This window comes from Microbacterium sorbitolivorans, assembly GCF_003327285.1.
In the GTDB taxonomy this organism is placed as follows: domain Bacteria; phylum Actinomycetota; class Actinomycetes; order Actinomycetales; family Microbacteriaceae; genus Microbacterium; species Microbacterium sorbitolivorans.
This window is the reverse complement of the sequence record NZ_KZ848474.1, coordinates 273,651-292,534: the sequence shown is the minus strand read 5'-3', so window position 1 is coordinate 292,534 and position 18,884 is coordinate 273,651. Positions and strand designations below refer to the sequence as shown.

Annotated in this window: 20 protein-coding genes; 13 read left to right on the top strand and 7 right to left on the bottom strand. The window is 70.9% G+C overall.

The features are described from left to right. Positions 1–24 precede the first annotated feature (24 nt). The 10 genes from DTO57_RS07055 (at position 25) to hemL (ending at position 8,192) form a co-directional block, all read left to right on the top strand. Positions 25–258, top strand: coding sequence for a YtxH domain-containing protein (locus tag DTO57_RS07055; RefSeq protein WP_114117519.1), 234 nt, complete (start codon positions 25–27; stop codon positions 256–258). Continuing rightward, complete coding sequence (locus DTO57_RS07050; protein WP_114117518.1) at positions 258–677, top strand: phage holin family protein; 420 nt, start codon at positions 258–260, stop codon at positions 675–677. The genes DTO57_RS07055 and DTO57_RS07050 overlap by 1 nt, the downstream gene beginning before the upstream one ends. Next, complete coding sequence (locus DTO57_RS07045; RefSeq protein ID WP_114117517.1) at positions 667–933, top strand: hypothetical protein; 267 nt, start codon at positions 667–669, stop codon at positions 931–933. The genes DTO57_RS07050 and DTO57_RS07045 overlap by 11 nt, the downstream gene beginning before the upstream one ends. Before the next feature lie 199 nt (positions 934–1,132). Continuing rightward, complete coding sequence (gene hemQ, locus DTO57_RS07040) at positions 1,133–1,810, top strand: hydrogen peroxide-dependent heme synthase (RefSeq protein ID WP_114117516.1); 678 nt, start codon at positions 1,133–1,135, stop codon at positions 1,808–1,810. Positions 1,811–1,815: 5 nt separating this feature from the next. Then, positions 1,816–2,853, top strand: a complete 1,038-nt coding sequence (hemC, locus tag DTO57_RS07035; RefSeq protein ID WP_114117515.1) for a hydroxymethylbilane synthase — start codon at positions 1,816–1,818, stop codon at positions 2,851–2,853. Beyond that, positions 2,850–3,701 carry a uroporphyrinogen-III synthase gene (locus DTO57_RS07030; RefSeq protein WP_114117514.1) on the top strand — a complete coding sequence of 284 codons (852 nt, stop codon included), beginning with the start codon at positions 2,850–2,852 and terminating at the stop codon, positions 3,699–3,701. The genes hemC and DTO57_RS07030 overlap by 4 nt, the downstream gene beginning before the upstream one ends. Positions 3,702–3,706: 5 nt before the next feature. Next, positions 3,707–4,690 carry a porphobilinogen synthase gene (gene hemB, locus DTO57_RS07025; protein ID WP_114117513.1) on the top strand — a complete coding sequence of 328 codons (984 nt, stop codon included), beginning with the start codon at positions 3,707–3,709 and terminating at the stop codon, positions 4,688–4,690. Positions 4,691–4,755: 65 nt separating this feature from the next. After that, on the top strand, positions 4,756–5,415 hold the full coding sequence (locus DTO57_RS07020; RefSeq protein ID WP_114117512.1) for a GntR family transcriptional regulator: 660 nt from the start codon (positions 4,756–4,758) through the stop codon (positions 5,413–5,415). Between the two features lie 172 nt (positions 5,416–5,587). Next, on the top strand, positions 5,588–6,760 hold the full coding sequence (locus tag DTO57_RS07015) for an MFS transporter (RefSeq protein ID WP_114117511.1): 1,173 nt from the start codon (positions 5,588–5,590) through the stop codon (positions 6,758–6,760). Positions 6,761–6,878: 118 nt separating this feature from the next. Beyond that, the gene (gene hemL / locus DTO57_RS07010) at positions 6,879–8,192 is read left to right on the top strand and encodes a glutamate-1-semialdehyde 2,1-aminomutase (protein ID WP_114117510.1); all 1,314 of its coding nucleotides are present in this window, start codon (positions 6,879–6,881) and stop codon (positions 8,190–8,192) included. A gap of 146 nt (positions 8,193–8,338) precedes the next feature. On the opposite strand, the gene DTO57_RS07005 is transcribed toward hemL, so the two are convergent. The 6 genes from DTO57_RS07005 to DTO57_RS06980 form a co-directional block, all read right to left on the bottom strand. Next, complete coding sequence (locus tag DTO57_RS07005; RefSeq protein ID WP_114117509.1) at positions 8,339–8,854, bottom strand: methylated-DNA--[protein]-cysteine S-methyltransferase; 516 nt, start codon at positions 8,852–8,854, stop codon at positions 8,339–8,341. A 177-nt stretch (positions 8,855–9,031) separates the two neighbouring features. After that, the gene (gene cofC / locus DTO57_RS07000; RefSeq protein ID WP_114117508.1) at positions 9,032–9,655 is read right to left on the bottom strand and encodes a 2-phospho-L-lactate guanylyltransferase; all 624 of its coding nucleotides are present in this window, start codon (positions 9,653–9,655) and stop codon (positions 9,032–9,034) included. A gap of 31 nt (positions 9,656–9,686) precedes the next feature. After that, positions 9,687–10,685 carry a glucose-6-phosphate dehydrogenase (coenzyme-F420) gene (gene fgd, locus DTO57_RS06995; protein ID WP_114117507.1) on the bottom strand — a complete coding sequence of 333 codons (999 nt, stop codon included), beginning with the start codon at positions 10,683–10,685 and terminating at the stop codon, positions 9,687–9,689. Further along, positions 10,682–12,202 carry a flavin-containing monooxygenase gene (locus DTO57_RS06990; RefSeq protein ID WP_114117506.1) on the bottom strand — a complete coding sequence of 507 codons (1,521 nt, stop codon included), beginning with the start codon at positions 12,200–12,202 and terminating at the stop codon, positions 10,682–10,684. Before DTO57_RS06990 ends, fgd begins: the two co-directional genes overlap by 4 nt. Further along, entirely contained in the window at positions 12,199–14,595 is a 2,397-nt protein-coding gene (gene cofG / locus DTO57_RS06985) for a 7,8-didemethyl-8-hydroxy-5-deazariboflavin synthase CofG (protein ID WP_114117505.1), read from the bottom strand. The genes DTO57_RS06990 and cofG overlap by 4 nt, the downstream gene beginning before the upstream one ends. Positions 14,596–14,633: 38 nt before the next feature. Next, the gene (locus tag DTO57_RS06980) at positions 14,634–14,966 is read right to left on the bottom strand and encodes a hypothetical protein (RefSeq protein WP_114117504.1); all 333 of its coding nucleotides are present in this window, start codon (positions 14,964–14,966) and stop codon (positions 14,634–14,636) included. Here DTO57_RS06980 and DTO57_RS06975 point away from each other — a divergent pair. Together DTO57_RS06975 and DTO57_RS06970 are read left to right on the top strand one after the other, a co-directional pair. After that, positions 14,965–15,309 (top strand): substrate-binding domain-containing protein, encoded by a 345-nt coding sequence (locus DTO57_RS06975; protein WP_114117503.1) that lies wholly within the window; start codon positions 14,965–14,967, stop codon positions 15,307–15,309. The two genes, DTO57_RS06980 and DTO57_RS06975, sit on opposite strands and share 2 nt — an antisense overlap. A 34-nt stretch (positions 15,310–15,343) precedes the next feature. Next, positions 15,344–15,727, top strand: a complete 384-nt coding sequence (locus tag DTO57_RS06970; protein WP_114117502.1) for a hypothetical protein — start codon at positions 15,344–15,346, stop codon at positions 15,725–15,727. On the opposite strand, the gene DTO57_RS14685 is transcribed toward DTO57_RS06970, so the two are convergent. Further along, positions 15,728–17,656, bottom strand: a complete 1,929-nt coding sequence (locus DTO57_RS14685; protein WP_229730459.1) for an ATP-binding cassette domain-containing protein — start codon at positions 17,654–17,656, stop codon at positions 15,728–15,730. A gap of 123 nt (positions 17,657–17,779) precedes the next feature. On the opposite strand from DTO57_RS14685, the gene DTO57_RS06960 reads away from it, so the two are divergent. Beyond that, positions 17,780–18,877, top strand: coding sequence for an enoyl-CoA hydratase/isomerase family protein (locus DTO57_RS06960; protein WP_114117857.1), 1,098 nt, complete (start codon positions 17,780–17,782; stop codon positions 18,875–18,877). The last annotated feature ends 7 nt before the right edge of the window (positions 18,878–18,884 follow it).

Sequence of the window (18,884 nt, the reverse complement as noted above, 5' to 3'; positions counted from 1 at the left end):
ATCGACACGACGAGGGGGATCCCCATGCGAGGAAAGATCGGGCTGGTTATCGGCCTGGGTGCCGGATACGTGCTCGGCACGCGCGCCGGGCGCGCACGCTACGAGCAGATCAAGAAGCAGGCCGAGAAGATCTGGGAGCTGCCGCCCGTGCAGAAGCAGGTCGACAAGGTCAAGGCCGCGGCAAAGCGCCTGCCGGGCGCCGCCGTGCAGTTCGTGCAGTCGAAGACGGGCACGGCGCCGGAAAGCAAGGGCCAGTAATGACCGATCAGAAGAAGGCACCCCTGCGCGACCGCGCCGACGACAGCCTCTTCACCCTGATCGGTGACGTGCCGGACCTGGTGAAGAACCTCGTCAAGGCCGAGCTCGAGGCTCTCAAGAAGTACGTCGGCACGCTCGTCAAGCACGGCGGATGGACGCTGATCTTCGCGATCGCCGCGCTGTTCTTCCTGTTCTGGACCGTGCCCGCGTTCCTCGCGTTCCTCATCATCCTGCTCGACCTGTGGATGCCGCTCTGGGCCTCGGCGCTCATCGTGCTCGGCATCGGCGTCGTCATGATCGCCGTGTGCGGGCTCTGGGCATACGTGCGCCACGTGCGCGCCATCATGAAGCTCGAGTCGCCCGGGGCCGCGGCCAAGGCCGACGCCGCCATCGTGAAGGAGTTCTCGGATGAGTTCTGAGCACGCCCCGACCGTCGTCCCCAGCGGTATCAACGACCCGGTGCAGCTCGCCCGCGCCGAGCTGAAGGCCGCGCTCGCCGCGATCGAGATCAAGGCCAACTACCCCAAGCGCATCAGCGAGGCCTCGAGCCGCATCGCCGCGAAGGCCCGCACGATCGCCGAGAAGAAGCCCGTCGTGGCGCTCACAGGCATCATCGTCGGATCCGCCGCGCTCGGTACGGCGGTGTGGGGAATCGCGCGGAGCATCTCCCGCTAGAAGCGCCGCGGCCCGCTCGGAGAGAGCGGGCCGCGGCGCTGTGTTTATTGGCGCGGTTCCCGCGCGTGCGGCGTTCCGCCGCAGATTGGGTCGCCAAAAAATGCCGGGTGTCGCGTACGCGACCCGGCATTTTTTGGCGACCCAACCAGCCTGAGCGCTCCGATTGGCCGTTGTCAGCTGTCCGGAGGATGATGGGGGTATGTCAGATTTCGAAGCTCCCTCCGGTGACAACTACAGCCTGTGGACCGTCTGGCGTCGCCAGCCGCAGAACCCCGTGACGAGTGACGACAGCGCCGAACTTCAGGCCGCCGTCGACGAGCTCGCCGCGCAGGGCGTGACGGTTCGCGGCTTCTACGACGTCAGCGCGATGCGCGCCGACGCCGACCTCATGGTCTGGCTCCACGGCGCCGTCGCGGAAGACCTGCAGGCCGCCGTGCGCCGCCTGCGCCGCACCGCGCTGCTCGAGAACCTCGTCATCAGCTGGAGCGGCATGGCCGTGCACCGCGACAGCGAGTTCAACAAGTCGCACGTTCCCGGCTACCTCCGCGGCGAGCACGCCCGCGAGTGGCTCGTGGTGTACCCGTTCGTGCGCAGCTACGACTGGTACCTGCTTCCCGGCGAAGAGCGCAGCAAGATGCTCGCCGACCACGGCCGCAAGGGCGCCGCGTACAAGAGTGTCGTCGCCAACACGATGCCGGCGTTCGCGCTCGGCGACTACGAGTGGATGCTCCCGATGGAGTCGGACGTGCTGACCGATCTCGTCGACATGATGCGAGACCTGCGCTACACCGACGCCCGCCTGCACGTGCGCGACGAGCTGCCCTTCCACACGGGCCGCCTCATTTCTGTCGCCGACGTTGCCGAGGTCGTGCGGTAACGACGATGAATGCCACGCAGCCGATCCGCCTCGGCACCCGCCGCAGTCGCCTCGCGGTCGCCCAGTCGGGCCTCGTCGCCCGCGAGCTCGAGCGCGTCTCCGGACGCCCCGTCGAGCTCGTGCAGATCACCTCGGAGGGCGACACCAACCGCGCGTCGCTCGCGTCGCTCGGCGGCGCCGGAGTGTTCGCGACGAGCCTCCGCGAAGCCCTGCTCGCGGGCGAGTGCGATCTGCTCGTGCACTCGCTGAAGGACCTGCCGGTCGAGCAGGCCCCCGGCCTGATCATCGCGGCCACGCCGGCGCGCGTCGACCCGCGCGACGTCGTCATCACGCGCGACGGCACCCCGCTCGCGGAGCTGCCGAAGGGATCCCGGGTGGGGACCGGATCCCCGCGCCGCGTCGCGCAGGTGCTGCGCGCGAACCCGGGTGTCGATGTCGTCGACATCCGTGGCAACATCGACTCGCGCATGCAGCAGGTGCGCGACAGCACGCTCGACGCCGTCGTGCTCGCCGCCGCGGGCCTGACGCGCGTCGACGCCGACGGCGGCGAGACCCCGACGGTCGCCGGCCTGTATGTCGAGGCGCAGAACCTGCCGGGCTGGCCGACCGCCGCCGGGCAGGCGTCGTTGGCGGTCGAGACCGCCGCAGACGCGGATCCGCAGCTGCTCGCCTGGATCGGCGAGCTCGACGCGCCGCTCACGCGCTTCGCCGTGACGCTCGAGCGCGCCATCCTCGGCGGCATCGAGGCGGGCTGCCACGCACCCGTCGGAGCGCACGCCTGGACGAGCGATTCGCACGTGCACGTGCGGGTCGATGTGTACGGTGCCGATCATCACGAAGACGTCACACTCGACCACTCGGAGCCCATTGCGGCATTCGAATCCCTGATTGAAGGGTATATTCAGGCACGTGGCAGCGGTGCAGCTGCCGGCAGCTCGGATCTTCTGGTTCGAGCACGGGAGATCGGAGACGGTCTCGCGCGTCGGCTGCTCGAAAACGGGGCGGCTGACATTGTGACAAGAGAGGCAGCCCCCACTACATGACGAAGGACGTCAAGGCCGATAAACCGCTTACCGGTTGGCGAGTTCTCGTTCCCCGCGGCGGCCCCTGGGGCGACAACGCCGCGGCGCTTCTGCGCAACAAGGGAGCCATTCCGGTCGTTTCGCCGCTCATCAACTTCGCTCCTCCCGAGGACAGTTCCGAGCTCGAGCGCGTCATCGCCGAGCTCTCGATCGGCCGCTACGACTGGCTGACCGTCACGAGCGCGACGACGGTCGATGTGCTGCACGCGTACGGCGCGAAGATCCCCGCGACGACCAAGGTCGCCGCCGTCGGTGAGACGACCGCCGCGGCGCTCGCGGCCGTCGGATACCCCGTCGACCTCGTCCCCGAGGCCGACAACTCGGCGACCGGGGTCGCGCTCGCGATGATCGGGCTCGAGAAGGAGCCGGTGAAGGTTCTGAGCCTGCGCTCCGAGCTCGCGAAGCCCGAGCTGTCGGTGCGCCTCGCCGACGCCGGTCACGACGTGACCGCCGTCGTCGCCTACCGCACGGTCGGCGTGCCCGCGACCGAGCGCGCCGAGCGCGACGTCAACAACGGCCGCATCAATGCGATCCTCGTGACCAGCGGATCCGTTGCCGAGCAGGTGCGCGCGCAGTTCCCGTCGATCCCGGATCAGACGGTCATCGCCGCGATCGGCCCGCGCACGGCGCAGGACTCGCGCGACATCAATCTCCCGATTCGCGTGATCGCGCCCGAGCGCACGATCGAGAGCCTCATCGAGGCGCTCAGCGAATACCGCGTGCCCGAACCCACGACGGCCGCGCTGCAGGTTCCCCCGACCGACGTGCTTCTGCTGCCGCTCGATCGGAACAACGAAGAAGGCAAGTAGTCCCCATGGTGTTCCCCACGCATCGCCCCCGCCGCCTGCGCCAGTCGGCGCCGGTTCGCCGCCTCATGGCCGAGAACCACATCGTGCCGTCGCAGCTGGTCCTGCCGCTGTTCGTGCGTGAGGGGATCCAGGATCCGCAGCCGATCTCGTCGATGCCCGGCCAGAGCCAGCACACGCTCGACTCGCTGCGCCGCGTCGCGGTGGAGGCGGCCGAGGCGGGCGTCGGCGGCGTGATGCTGTTCGGCGTGCCCGCGGTGCGCGATGCCGTGGGCAGCGGGGCCGACGACCCCGAGGGGATCCTCAACGTCGCCACCGAGGCGCTCCAGCGCGAGGTCGGCGACGCCCTCGTCGTGCAGACCGACCTCTGCCTCGACGAGTTCACCGACCACGGCCACTGCGGCGTGCTGCGCGAGGACGGCGCCGTCGACAACGACGCGACGCTCGAGCGCTACGTGTCGATGGGCATCGCGCAGGCGCGCGCCGGATCCCAGCTGCTCGGGCTCTCGGGCATGATGGACGGCCAGGTCGCCGCGATTCGCTCGGGATTGGATGCCGAGGGCTTCACCGACACGATCATCATGGCGTACTCGGCGAAGTACGCCGGCGCGTTCTACGGCCCCTTCCGCGAGGCCGTCGACTCGCAGCTGAAGGGCGACCGCCGCACGTACCAGATGGATCCGCCCAACGCCCGCGAGGGCGTGCGCGAGGCGCTGCTCGACGTCGAAGAGGGCGCCGACATCGTCATGGTGAAGCCGGGCCTGCCCTACCTCGACGTGCTCGCCGAGGTGCGCTCCGCGGTCGACGTGCCTGTCTGGGCGTACCAGGTCTCGGGCGAGTACTCGATGGTCGAGGCCGCCGCAGAGCGCGGCTGGATCGACCGCCGCGCCACCATCCTCGACTCGCTCACCGCGTTCAACCGCGCGGGCGCCGACGCCGTGCTGACGTACTGGGCGACGGAGGCCGCCGGCTGGATCCGCGAGGGGCTGTAGGGGGTCCGCCTCCCGCGGTTCGCGCCGCGTACCTTGTAATGCATGCATCAATGTATACTTGAGGCGTGATCGAACTTCCCTGGAGCAACATCGGCGCGACGACGATCGCTGATCGCGTCGCCGGATCCCTCGCCCGCCGCATCGCCGAGGGTGAGATCGAGCCGGGGGAGGTCCTGACCGAGGTTGAGGTCGCCGCCGAGTTCGAGGCGAGCCGCACGCCCGCGCGCGAGGCGATGCTCAAGCTCGAGCGCTGGGGGCTCGTGCGCCTCGCGCCCAAGAAGGGCGCCGTCGTGACGAACCCGTCGGCGCGCGAGCGCCGCGAGCTGCTCGCGGTGCGATCGATGCTCGAGGCGAGCGCGGCGGCGTCGATCGCCGCGGATCCGGCGGCGCGCGAGCGCCTCGCCACCCTCCTCGACGAGAACCTGCGGGGGCAGGTCGCCGCGCTCGCGGATCCGGAGCGCTTTGCCCTGCTCGACTATGTCTTCCACCTCGAGATCATCGGGCATGACGACAACCGCGTCGTCGCCGAGATCTCGCGCTCGCTCGCGCCGCGGCTCTACCGGCTGACCCACCTCGCCGTCGTGAACGCGGTCGACCTCGGGCGGCTCCACGCCGAGCACGTCGCGCTCGCGGGCGCGCTGCGCGACGGCGACGCCGAGCTGTTCCGCGACCTCATGGCGCAGCACATCGGCGCCGGCCACGCGGGCTACGAGGTGGCGGAATGACCGGGGTTACTCTCCCCGCGAGATCGCACTCTTTTCGCGAGCCCTCCCCCGCGAGGTCGCATTCATTTCGCGAGGTCGCACTGAATTCGGTGCGATCTCGCGAGAAGAGTGAGATCTCGCGGGGTGGGGTCGATGCGGGCATGTGCGCGGGGTCCGGGATCCGGGGCGCGCGATGAACCGGCGCGCGTGGCTGCTGCCCGTGCCGACGGTGTTCGTACTCGCGTGGGGCGGCAACCACTTCACGCCGCTGCTGCACCTGTACGAATCGCTCGGCGGATACGCCCCGTGGCAGGCCAACCTGCTGCTCGGCATGTACGTGTTCGGGCTCGTCCCAGGCCTGCTCGTCGCGTCGGCGTTCTCGGACCAGCACGGCCGCCGGTCCGCCACCTGGATCGGCCTCGCGGTCTCCGCGATCGCGAGCGGCCTGCTCGCCGCGGGGTTCGGATCCCTCACGCTGCTCTGCATCGGCCGCATCTTCGCGGGCCTCGGCGTGGGTGTCGCGATGTCGGTGGGATCCAGCTGGATCAAGGAGCTCTCGTCCGGCGCGCCCTCGCCCACGGCGGGCGCGCGGCGCTCGTCGATGACCCTGACGCTGGGCTTCGGCCTCGGCGCCGGCGTCACGGGCGTGCTCGCGCAGTGGGGCCCGCTCCCCGCAGAGCTTCCGTATTTCGTGCACCTGGCGCTCTGCGTGGTCGCGGCGGCGGCGCTCCTGCGCGCGCCCGAATCACTGGATCCGGCCCGCCGCGCCGCGGGCCCCTGGTGGAAGGACCTGCGGGTGCCATCGGCGGCGCAGCGTCCCTTCCTGCGCATCGTTCTCCCGGCGGCTCCGTGGGTGTTCGCGGCCGCCGGCGTCGCCTACGCGATCATGCCGAGCGTCGTCGAGCACCGGCTCGGCGCGCACGCGACGCTCTACGCCACGGCGCTGACGGTCGTGACCCTCGGCGTCGGCGCGGTGTTCCAGACGCTCGTGCCGTGGATCAACCGCATCACCCGCGGCCGCGCCCTCATCGTGGGGCTGTCGGGGATGACGGCCGGTATGATCCTCGCCGCCGTCTCGGCCGAGATCGGTGATCCGGCGCTCGCGTTCCTCGTCGCCGCGGTGCTCGGGGCGTCGTACGGCGTGTGCATGGTGTCGGGCCTCGTGGTCGCGCAGAGCCTCGCGACGCCGAGCGACCTCGCCGGTATCACGGGCGTGTACTACTCGCTGACGTACGTCGGATTCCTCCTTCCGACGCTGGTCGCCGCGCTCCTGCCGGTACTGAGTTACCTGTCGAGCCTGATCATCATCGCTGCGGTCTGCGCGGCGTGCCTGCTGGTGGTGGCCCGCAACCTGCGGGTGCGGTGAGTGCTGCCCCGCCCCGCGAGCGCACAAGATTTGCCCGAACGCCTACGTTATTTCGTATCCGTTCGGGTAAAGCTTGTGCGTTCGGCGGACGTGACGCTCGGCGCGAGACAATAGACGCATGGATCGCAACGACTCCCTCAACGATCGCGCCCAGAAGGTCATCCCGGGCGGCGTGAACTCGCCCGTTCGGGCCTACGGATCCGTCGGCGGCACCCCGCGCTTCCTCGCCTCCGCGAGGGGCGCGTACGTGACCGACGCCGCGGGCCGCGAATACGTCGACCTCGTCGCCACGTGGGGCCCGGCGCTGCTCGGCCACGCGCACCCCGAGGTCGTCGAGGCGGTGCAGCAGGCCGCCGCGCGCGGGCTGTCGTTCGGCGCCCCGACCGAGGGCGAGATCCGCCTCGCCGAGATGATCGTCGAGCGCGTGCAGGCCGGCGGCCTCGCGCCCGTCGACGAGGTGCGCCTCGTGTCGACGGGCACGGAGGCGACGATGACCGCGATCCGCCTCGCCCGCGGATTCACGAGCCGCGACCTGCTCGTGAAGTTCGACGGCAACTACCACGGGCACTCCGACGGGCTGCTCGCGGCCGCCGGATCCGGGGTTGCGACCCTCGCCCTGCCCGGTACCGCCGGCGTCCCGGCGTCGGTCGCGGCGTCGACGCTCGTGGTTCCCTACGGCGACCTCGACGCGGTGCGCGAGGTCTTCGCGGCGCACGGCGACAACATCGCCGCGATCATCGTCGAGGCGGCGCCCGCCAACATGGGCGTCATCGAGCCGCCCGCGGGCTTCAACGCGGCGCTCGCCGAGATCGCGCACGCGAGCGGATCCCTTCTGATCGTCGACGAGGTGCTCACCGGTTTCCGCGTGCACCCCGCGGGCGAGTGGGGGCGCCAGGTCGAGGCGGGCCACGCCTACACGCCCGACATCATCACGTTCGGCAAGGTCGTCGGCGGCGGCATGCCGCTCGCGGCGCTCGGCGGTCGACGCGAGGTCATGGAGTACCTCGCTCCCGTCGGCCCCGTCTACCAGGCGGGCACGCTCTCGGGTAACCCGCTGTCGGTCGCGGCCGGCATCAAGACGCTCGAACTCGCGACGCCCGCCGTCTACGAGCAGCTCGACCGCGCCGCCGATCGCGTGATCGCCGACCTCACGGCCGCGCTCGACGCCGAGGGCGTCGCGCACTCGATCTCGCGCGTCGGATCCCTCTTCGGCCTCGCCTTCATGTCCGACAAGCCGGGCGACTACGACGAGGCGAAGACGCAGGACGCGCACCGCTTCACGCCGTTCTTCCACTCGATGCTCGACAGCGGTGTGAACCTGCCGCCGAGCATCTACGAGGCGTGGTTCGTCACGATGGCGCACGACGAGGAGGCGCTGGCACGCATCGCCGCGGCCCTCCCCGCGGCGGCCGCGGCGGCGGCCCGGGCCTAACCCTCCCGGTTGGGTCGCCATAAATCGTCGCCTCGGCGTGGCTTGAGGCGACGTTTTTTGGCGACCCATGTGTTGGGTGAGGGTCGCCACAAAACGTCGCCTGCGCGTGCGTTCAGACGGCATTTTTTGGCGACCCATTCGGGGCGCTACTTAAACGTCGCGCCCTCGAGCTCGAGGAGGAAGCGCTTCACGTCCTCGCGGCCGGAGAACTCTCCCGCGGATCCGTCGGCCCGGATCACCCGGTGCACCGGCACCACGAGCGTCAGCGGCGTGAAGCGGCAGGCCGTGCCTACGGCGCGGTGCGCGCGCGGGCGCCCCGCCATCTCAGCCACCTCGCCGTAGCTCGCGGTCTCGCCGTAGGGGATTTCGGTGACGCACTGCAGGGCGTCGCGCGCGAATCCGTCGGTCAGCGCCCAGTCGATCTCGACGTCGAACGCTGTGCGGGATCCGTCGAAGTATTCGCCGAGCTGGGATCCGAGACCCGCGACGTCGCCGTCGGCCGGCGCGAGGGATCCGCGGATCTCGCGCGCGACCGCGTCGACCACCCAGAGCGGATCCTCGGCCGTGCCGAGCGCGACCAGCGCGTCGGCCGGCGTGAACACCGCGACGGCGGCCCCGAAGGGCGTCGCCGTGACGGTGTAAAGGTAGCCACTCCGAGGCATGTCCCACTTTCGGTCGTTATTCCCACACTAAGTGGGACACGCTCCTAAGCATGTCCCAGTTGTGGCGGGAATGAGGGCGCTATTCCCACATTAAGTGGGACACGCTCCGGGGTATGTCCCACTTTGTGTCGGAATGAGGGCGCTATTCCCACCCAAACTGGGACACGCCCCCAGCGCCTACGCCACCGAGCGGGCGCGGGCGGCGTTCAGCAGGGCTGCGGTGCGCGGGCCGACGCCGAGCTCGTACGCCGCGTCGAGGTGCTCGACGGTGTCGACGTCGCGCCGCAGCGTGCTCGTCGCGGGCACGGGCAGGCGCACGTGGCCGGCCTCGGCGTGCTTGTCGGCGGATCCGGATCCGAAGTGCGGCTCGAACGTCGCGGGGGTGCGCCACGCGACGAAGATCGTGCCGGTCTCCTCGGCGTCGGGAACGAACGAGCGCTCCTCGGCCGACGCCGAGAGCAGCGCCCGGTCGAGGTCGGTCGGGCGTAGCGCGGGCAGGTCGCCGAGCATCGCGACGCGCGCGTCGTGCGTGGCGCGCTCGAGGCCCGCCCGGGCGGCGCCGTTGAGGCCCATGCCGGGATCCGAGATCCACGCGGCCCCGTCGATCTGGTCGACGCCGGCCTGCACGTCGGCGTCGCTCGTCACGACGAGCACTTCGCCGACGGTTTCGGCGCTCGCGGCGGCCGCAATCGTGTCGAGCGCGATCGCGAGGGCGAGCTGGGGGCGGTCGGTCCCGGGAAGTTCCAGGCGCGTTTTCGCGGCCTGGGTGGTCTTCACGGGAATGATGACGCTCCAGAGCATGGGATCCCTTCAGGGGAGGACAGGGCAGGCCCTAGGCTACCGCGGCCCGGAGCTTTGGCAAGACATCACGTCCGTAGATGTCGAGGAAGTCGGCCTGATCGTGACCCGGATCGTGGAACACGAGGTGCGTGAAGCCGAGGTCGAGGTAGCGCTGAATCTGCGCGACGTGCTCGTCGGGGTCGTCCGAGACGATGAAGCGGCTGGCGGCGCGCTCGATCGGCAGCTGCTCGGCGAGGCGCTGCATCTCGACCGGATCGTGAACGCCCGTTTTCTCCTCGGGGCTCAGCGCGAGCGGCGCCCAAAAACGCGTGTTCTCGAGGGCCTTGGCGCGGTCCGGACGGAACGACACCTTCACCTCGAGCATGCGGTCGACGCCCGTCTGGCCGCCCTTCGCGAGCCCATCCTCGAACGCGGGGATGAGCGTCTCGGTGTACAGCGACGGATCCTTGCCGCTCGTCGTGATCCAGCCGTCGGCCATGCGGCCGGCGAGCCGCGTCGCCGCGGGCCCGGACGCGCCGATGTAGATCGGCACCTCCTGCTCCGGGCGATCGTAGATCGTCGCGTTGTTCACCTGATAGAACGTTCCGTCATAGCTCACCCGTTCGCCGCGCCACAGCCCGCGGATCAACAGGATCGCCTCCTTCATCCGCTGGAACCGCTCCGGCGGATCCGGCCACGTCTGCCCCAGCGTGACCTCGTTGAGCGCCTCGCCCGTGCCGACGCCGAGGATGATGCGCCCGGGGTTCATGGATCCGAGGGTCGCGAACTCCTGCGCGATCACGCCCGGGTGGTAGCGGAAGGTTGGCGTGAGAACCGAGGTGCCGAGCAGCACGCGCGACGTCGCCTGCCCCGCCGCACCGAGCCACGGGATCGCCGCCGGCGCGTGCCCGCCCTCGTGCATCCAGGGCTGCAGGTGATCGCTGAGGAACACCGAGTCGAAGCCGTTCTCCTCCGCCCCGACGGCGTAGTCGAGCAGCTCGCTCGGGCCGAACTGCTCGCTCGAGGCCTTGTATCCGAAGCGAATAGTCATGGGAGTGTTCCTTCTAGTCTTTGCCGGAATTCGGCGACAGTGCCGGGCCATAAGAGGGCGAGTGCGCCGCTGCGTTCGTCCACATACCAATTCTGGCATCCGCCGGTGAGCCAGGGCGTGCGGGCGGCGCGACGGGCGATATCGGCCGTCGATTCGCGCTCGGCCTCGGCCGTCACCGACACCCGATCGCCGCGCGCGATGAGGCCGGCGGCGAACCGCGCCTGCGCCTCCGAGATGAGGATCGACGAGTTGTGCCCCAGCGACGCGTTCGGCCCGTTGAGCACGTACAGGTTCGGGAACCCCGACACGAGCGTCGACGCGACCGCCGTCATGCCGCGCGCCCAGTGTTCGTCGAGCGTCTCGAACTCGCCCATGACGAGCGCCGCGTACGGCTGGCGGGTGGTCTCGAAGCCGGTCGCGAGCACGACGACGTCGGCGTCGTAGCTCGCGCCGCTGGCGGCGACGAGGCGGGATCCGCGCACCGCCGCGAGCGCGGACGGTTCGAGAGCGATGGATCCGTCGGCGATCGCCGGGTAGAAATCGTCGCTCAACAGCACGCGCTTGCAGCCGAACGCGTATCCGGGGGTGAGCTGCTCGCGCAGCAGCGGATCCGCGACCTGCGCCGCGAGGTGATCTCGCGCGATGCGCTCGGCGGCTGCGGCCGCGTCCGGATCCCCGGACCGCGACGCGAAGCGCGCCTCGCCCTCGGCGTAGAGCTCGTCGCGGTGCCGGGCGAGCAGGGCCGGGTCGTCCTCGTAGGCGCGCATCTCGGATCCGTCGACGGCGCGGTCGCCGCGCGGAACGATCCACGCGGGGGTGCGCTGGAAGAGGGTGACGCGGGCGCCGAGGCGGGCGAGGGCGGGCGCGAGTTGGATCGCCGTGGCGCCCGTGCCGACCACCGCGACCCTCTTGTCTGCCAGATCGAGGTCGTGGCGCCACCGGGCGGAGTGGAACATGGGGCCCGGGAAGGTGTGGAGGCCCGGAATCTGGGGGATTTTGGGCTCAGTCAGGCGGCCGGCGGCCAGGATCAGGCTGTCGGCTACAACCTCCCGCGTACACAACGACGCAAGTTTTTGGCCCCGACCCCCGCGGGTACCGGTTTCTGACACTTTTGGCCGAGAATTTGCGTCGTTATGTACGGGGGTGACGGGGAAGGGGGTGGTGAGGGTGACGTGCCAGGTCGAGCCGTCCCACCGGGCCGAGGTCATGGTGGATCCGAGCAACAGGTGGCGGTCGAGCCCCTCCGTGACCACGACGCGCTCGAGGTACTCGCGGATCTCGGCACCCGGCGCGAAGACCCGCGACCACCCGGGCCACGGGTGGGTCTCGAGGCCGTAGAGGTGTGAGGGCACGTCGCAGGCGATGCCGGGGTAGGAGTTGTCGCGCCACGTGCCGCCGACCGACTCGGCGCGCTCCGCGATGAAGAACGACCTCACCCCGGCATCGCGCAGGGTGAGCCCCTGGGCAATACCGGCGAAGCCCGCCCCGATGATGAGGGCATCGACGCGTACGGTCACGACACCTCGCCGTAGCTGGTGGTGCGCTCGCGCAGCGGGCGGAACAGGGGCCGCACGAGCGCGCGGGCGTCGTCGAAGGTGAGCGTGGCGCCGGCCTCGACGCCGCTTCGCGGGCCCACGCGTCCGTCGAGCAGCGTGCCGCCGAGGTCGTCTCCGCCGGCATTCAGCAGGATCGCGGTCGCGGGCAGCCCGAGGCGCGTCCACGGCAGCTGGATGTGCGCGATCGTGCCCGACAGCATGAGGCGCGACACCGCGACCATCGCGCGGTGCTCGTCGATGTCGGCGCGGCCCTCGACGAGCGGGCGGCCCCAGCCCGGCATCGGGATCGGCACGAACTCCGTGAAGCCGCCCGTCTCGTTCTGGATCCGGATCAGCTCGCGCAGGTGCGCGATCCGTTCCTCCGCCGTCTCGACGTGGCCGTAGAACATCACCGAGGTCGAGGTGAAGCCGGCGCGGTGCGCGGCGGTGATCCCGCGGATCCAATCGGAGATCGCGAGGTCGCCCGGCGCGACCTCGCGGCGCACCCGCTCGGAGAGCACCTTCACCCCCGTGCCGGGGACGGTGTCGACGCCCGCCTCGCGCAGGGCCGACAGCGCAGCTTCGAGCGAGAGCCCGCTGCGGTCGGCGAAGTCGCGCACGTCCTGCGGGCGGTAGGCGTGCAGGTGGATCCCGGGGGCCGCGGCCTTGATGGCGCGCGCGATCTCGAGGTAGCCCTCGGCGGGGCCGGGCACGACGCCCTGCACGCAGATCTCGGTCAGGCCGAGGTCCGCCGCATCGCGCGCCATGTCGGCGAGCTGCGCGAGGTCGTATCCGCCGTCGTCCGCGGATCCGTAGAGCGTCGACGCGATGTTGCGGTTCGCGACGAGCGACACGGCCTCGCCGACGGTGTAGCGGCGAACATCGTCGGCGGCCTGCACGACGGCGTCGAGCTCGTCGCCCGTGGCGGTGAGAAGGCGCACCCACTCGCCGTCGTCGAGGGATCCGGGATCCTCCGCCGCCCGCTCGACGAGCGCGGCCACGAGCCCGCCCGGCGCGAACAGCACAGGCGCGTCCTCCGCCTCCGCAGGGTCGCCAAAAAATGTCGCCTCGGGTGCCCCGAAGGCGACATTTTTTGGCGACCCAAGCGAAGTGGCGCGCCCACCCGGAGCGTGGCGCGCACCCGAAGCAGACCCCGAAGCGTGGCTCACCGGCAGCGCCCCCTCGATGGCGAGGCCCGTCGCCGGGTCGGCGAGGGCGCGCGTCGCCTCGCGCATCTCGGGCGCGAGCCACTCGTCGCGCAGGTACTCGGGGTGCGCCGTCAGGCGCTCGCGCAGGGTGAAGCCGAGCTCGGCGGTGCGCGCGGCGAGGTCGTCGAGGTGCGGCCACGGCCGCTCGGGGTTGACGTGGTCGGCCGTCAGCGGCGACACCCCGCCCCAGTCATCCGCCCCGGCCCGGGCGAGCAGCGACAGCTCGACGATGTCCTGAAGGTTCGGCGGCACCTGGATCCGCATCCGCGGCCCCATCACGATCCGCGTCACGGCGACGGCCGCGGTGTACTCCATGAGCTGCGCGTCGGGCGCGTTCTGCATCGCCGTGCGGGGCTTCGCGCGGAAGTTCTGCACGATCACCTCTTGGATGTGCCCGTGCCGCTCGTGCGATTCGCGCAGCGCCACCATCGACTCGGCGCGGTCGCGCAGCGTCTCGCCGATGCCGACGAGGATGCCGGTCGTGAACGGGATCCGCGCGGCGCCCGCGTTGTCGATGACGGTGAGGCGCAGGGCGGGATCCTTGTCCGGGGATCCGTAGTGCACCTCGCCCCGGTTCTCGAAGAGCGCCCGCGACGTCGTCTCGAGCATGATGCCCATCGACGGCGCCGTGGCGCGCAGCATCGCGAGCTCGTCGGGGTGCATGACGCCGGGGTTGATGTGGGGGAGGAGCCCCGTCTCGTCGCGGATCAGCCGGGCCATGTCGGCGACGTATTCGAGCGTCGAACCGTAGCCGTGCTCGTCGAGCCAGGCGCGCGCCTCGGGCCAGCGGTCCTCGGGGCGGTCGCCGAGCGTCAGCAGCGCCTCCTTGCACCCCTTCGCCTGACCCTGCCGCGCGACCGCGAGCACCTGGCTCGCCGACATGTAGGCGGGCTTGTGCTTCGCGAGAAGCTGGTTCGGGGTGTCGACGAAAACGCAGTAGTGGCAGCGGTCGCGGCACAGCGTCGTCAGCGGGATGAACACCTTGCGCGAGTAGGTGATGATGCCCTCGCGCCCCGCGAGGCGCAGGCCCTCGTCGCGCAGGGATCCGGCGATCTCGAGCAGGCGGTCGAAGTCGGCTCCGGTGGCCGAGAGCAGGGCCTCGGCGTCGTTGGCGTCGAGGCGCTCGCCGCGGGCGGCGCGGTCGAGGACGGGTGCGAGCGAAGTCATCACTCCCAGTCTTCCACCGACCGCGCGCCCGGGGCCCGCTACGTCGCGGTGACCGTCAGCGCGACGGTCGCCTCCCCGGCGCTCGACCGGGCCGTGACCTCCGCGGGGCCCTCGTCCGTCGGCCGGATCACCGCGATCGCCCGCCCGTCGAAGGTGCGCCACGTGGTGTCGGCGAAGCGCTCGGTCGTCTTCGGGTTGGCGCTCGCCATACCGGCGAGCTCGGCGGATCCCGTCACCGTGACGGTCACCTCGGTGTCGGCGTCGGCGACGAGCACCCCGTCGGCGTCTCGCAGCTCGAGCGCGACGTAGGCGAGGTCGGAGTCGCCCGCGACGAGCGCGGAGGATCCGGCCCTCGTCTCGGAGCTCGGCATGATCGGCGCGGGCGCGCCCGCGCGAGCGATGCTCGATCTCGCGGATCCGCCGACCGCGATCTTCGCGGCGAGCGACCCCTCGGCTCTCGACGTGATCCGCAGCCTCACCCGCGACGGCTTCCGGATCCCCGAGGACGTCAGCGTCATCGGCTACGACGACACCTACGCGATGTTGCCGGCGCCGAGGCTCCTCACGACCGTGCACACGCCGGTTCCGGAGCTCGGGGCGCTCGCGGTGCGCACCGTGCTCGGGCTGCGCGACGGCGTCGCCCCGGTCTCGCACCACGTCGATCTCGCGACGTCACTCGTCGTGCGCGAGACGACAAGCCCGCCAATTCAATGAGCGGCCCGCCGCGCGAAGTGCCAGGATAGAAGGCATGGTCAGGCTGCTGGTGGATTCCGACGAACTCGAGGTTCAGCTCTCCTCGCTCGAGCGCACCCTCGCGCTCCGCAAGCTGAGCGTGCGCGTGGACCGCGCCCATATTCGCAAGGTGCAGTTGACCGACGACCCGTTCACGTGGCTGCGCGGCGTGCGCGCCCCCGGATCCCACGTGCCCGGCCGCCTCGCCTACGGCACCTGGCGATCGGTCTTCGGATCCGACTTCGCCGCAGTGCGCACCGGGCGCCCCGGCGTCGTCATCGACCTCGAGGGTGACCCCGAGTTCGAGCGCATCGTCGTCACCACCAAGCACGGCATCGGCCTGGTGAAGGCCCTGCAGCGCGAGGGCGTCGACACCGGAGACGTGTCGGAGCTCGAGTAGTTAGTCTCCGTCGCCCCCGTCGGCGTCGCCCAGACCCTCGCCCGGGAACGGGTCGACCTCGATGACGGTCGCGGTCGCGCCGTCGGCGTCGCGGGTCTCGAACATCGCCTCGATCTCGGCGACCGCGTCGACGTTGTCGGCGCGGATCTCCTGCGTCTCGATGTCGGCCTCGATGTCGCCCATCTGAGCCTCGAGCTCGCCCGCCCGCGCGAACGCGGCGGCAAGGCCGGGGGAGACGAGCCCGTCGGGGATGTCGTCGTCCGACGCCTCGTCGTCCGAGCGCAGCCCGTTCGCGAGCCCCGCGAGCCCGGCGACCCCGGGCAGGGATCCGGCGGCCACCGCCGCGGTGCGGGCGGTGGTGGTGTCGTCGAACGTCCCGGCGGGGAACACGGAGTTCGCGGCGTCGTCTTCGGCCTCGTCCGCGGGCAGCTCGAAGCTCGCCGCGGGGAACGCGGAGCCCTCGTCGTCCGCCGCAAGCGCGAAGCTCGCCGCCGGGAACCCCGCCGCCGCGGCGCCTTCGGCGCCATCCCGCGAGGTCTCACTCTTTTCGGTGTCCTCGGCGTCGTCAGCCTCCGCATCCCGCGAGGTCTCACTCTTTTCGGTGTCCTCGGCGTCGTCAGCCTCCGCATCCCGCGAGGTCTCACTCTTTTCGGGGTCCTTCGCGTCCGCCGGATCCTCGTCGGTCGCCTCGGCGTCGTCGCCTTCGGAATCCCGCGAGATCGCATTGTTTTCAGCGACCTCCGGATCCTCGTCCACCGGATCCGCCTCGCCCGACTCGGCGGGCGCGGCGTCGTCATCCGAGTCGCTACCGGCCGCAGCCGCGCCGGCAAGACCAGCGGCAGCAAGACCGGCACCCGCGGCGGTACCCGCAGCGGCAGCACCAGCACCCGCGGCACCCCCGGCCGCCACCCCGGCAGCCCCGGTCGCAACAACAGCGGCCTCACCCTCGGCATCCGCGGGCTCGCCCACCAGCACGTCGTCGAACGACAGCGGCGCCGGCGCGAGAGCGGCGGTGCGCGCGGGGGCGACCCAGGATCCGTCGATGATCTGCAGGTAGACGTCCTCGAGCGTCGGCCCGCGGTGCGTGAGCGTCGTCAGCGCGATGCCGGCGGTCTTCGCGAGGGATCCGATCTCGGAGGTCGTCGTGTCGTCGATCGCGAGGCCCGAACGCAGCACGCGGTACGAGAGCCCGGCGCTCGTGAGCGCCTTCGCGAGCGCGGCGCGGTCGTCGGCGTCGACGGTGACCATGCCACCCTCGGCCTCGGCGAGCAGCTCGATGGGGCCCTCGAAGAGCACCCGGCCCTCGTTGAGAATCAGTAGCGCGTCGGCGACCTGCTCGACCTCGCTCAGCAGGTGCGACGACATGAGCACGGTGCGGCCCTCGTCGGCGAAGCCGCGCATGAGCAGGCGGATCCAGCGGATCCCCTCCGGATCCAGCCCGTTCGCGGGCTCGTCAAAAACGAGCACGCCCGGGTCGCCGAGGAGCGCCTCGGCGACGGCGAGGCGGTGCTTCATGCCGAGCGAGAGGCTGCCGATGCGCATGTCGCCCATCTCGCCGAGGCCGACGATCTGTAGCACCTCGCGGACGCGCGAGGATCCGACGCCGATGCGGCGCGCGGAGCGCGTGAGGTACTTGGTGGCCGTCTTGCGGCGCGCGCGCTCGAGCGGCGCGATCGACATGACGGCGCCGATGGAGGAGGCCGGCTTCGCGATGCGCGTGTACTCGGTGCCGCCGATCGTCGCGGTGCCGTTCGTGGCGCGCAGGTCGCCGAGGAGCATGCGGAGCGTCGTCGTCTTGCCGGCGCCGTTCGGGCCGAGGAACGCGGTCACGCGCCCGGGCTCGACGCGCGCGGTGAGGTCTTCGACGGCGGGAGTATCGCCGAATGTCATCGACACTCCGACGAACTCGATCACCTTGCCTTCGCTCACGGCACCCTCCTTATAACCAGAACGTCTTCCCATCTTTGCGGATAAGGCTGGATCCTTGCGTAGCAGGGGCGTGTTTTATTTGCGGGAACGCGGATCCGGTGCGGGGCGACTACCGTGAAGAACGTGACCCAGACTGTCTCCGACGAGCGGATCCTCGTCAAGAAGCACACCGCGCTCGGACGCATCACGATCGACCGCCCCCGCGCCATCGGGGCGCTCGACACCGGCATGGTCGAGGCATTCGCCGAGGCCCTCGCGGCCCTCGCGACCGACACCGACATCGACACCCTGCTGCTCGACGCGACCGACGACCGGGGCTTCTGCTCGGGCGGAGACCTGCGCCGCCTGCACCAGCAGATCACCGATGGCGACATCGAGGCCGTCGACCGATTCTTCCGTGCGGAGTACACGCTCGACGCCGCGATCGCCGACTTCCCGCACCCCGTCGTGACCTTCGCGAACGGCGTGACGATGGGCGGCGGCGTGGGCCTCGCGTGCCACGCCCCCGTGCGCATCGTGACCGAGACCTCGCGCCTCGCGATGCCCGAGACCCGCATCGGATTCACCCCCGACGTCGGCGGCACGCTGCTGCTCGCCAACGCCCCGGGCCGCATCGGCGAGTACCTCGCCCTGACGAGCGCCGAGATGGACGCCGCCGATGCAATCTACGCCGGATTCGCCGACCACCTCGTGCGCTTCGAGGATCTCGCGGCCGTGCGCGAGGCGCTCGAGACCCGCGCGGATCCGTCGACCCCCGGCGAACTGATCCTCCTCTTCGACGAGACCCCGGATCCGGCGGCCCTCGCCGCGGCACGCGGCTGGGTCGACGACGCCTTCTCTCGCGGATCCGTGCCGGAGATCCGCGCCCGGCTCGCGGAGCTCGCGGCGGATCCGGCTCTCGCAGAGCAGGCCGATCTCGGGCCGCATACGCCCGCGGCGGCGCTCGCTCTGCTGGAGCAGCGCCCGCCGCTCGCGCTCGCGATCACGCTCGAATCGGTGCGCCGGGCCCGCGAAAACGGCGACCTGAAGGCCGTCATCGAGCAGGAGTACCGCCTCATGATGTGGTACGTGACGACGCAGCCCGACATGGTCGAGGGGATCCGCGCGCAGATGATCGACAAGGACGCCGCGCCCCGCTGGCAGCTCACGAGCGACACGCAGGTGACGCGCGAACTCGTCGAATCGGCGTTCGAGCACGAGGCCACGCCGCTCTTCGGCTGACGTTTCC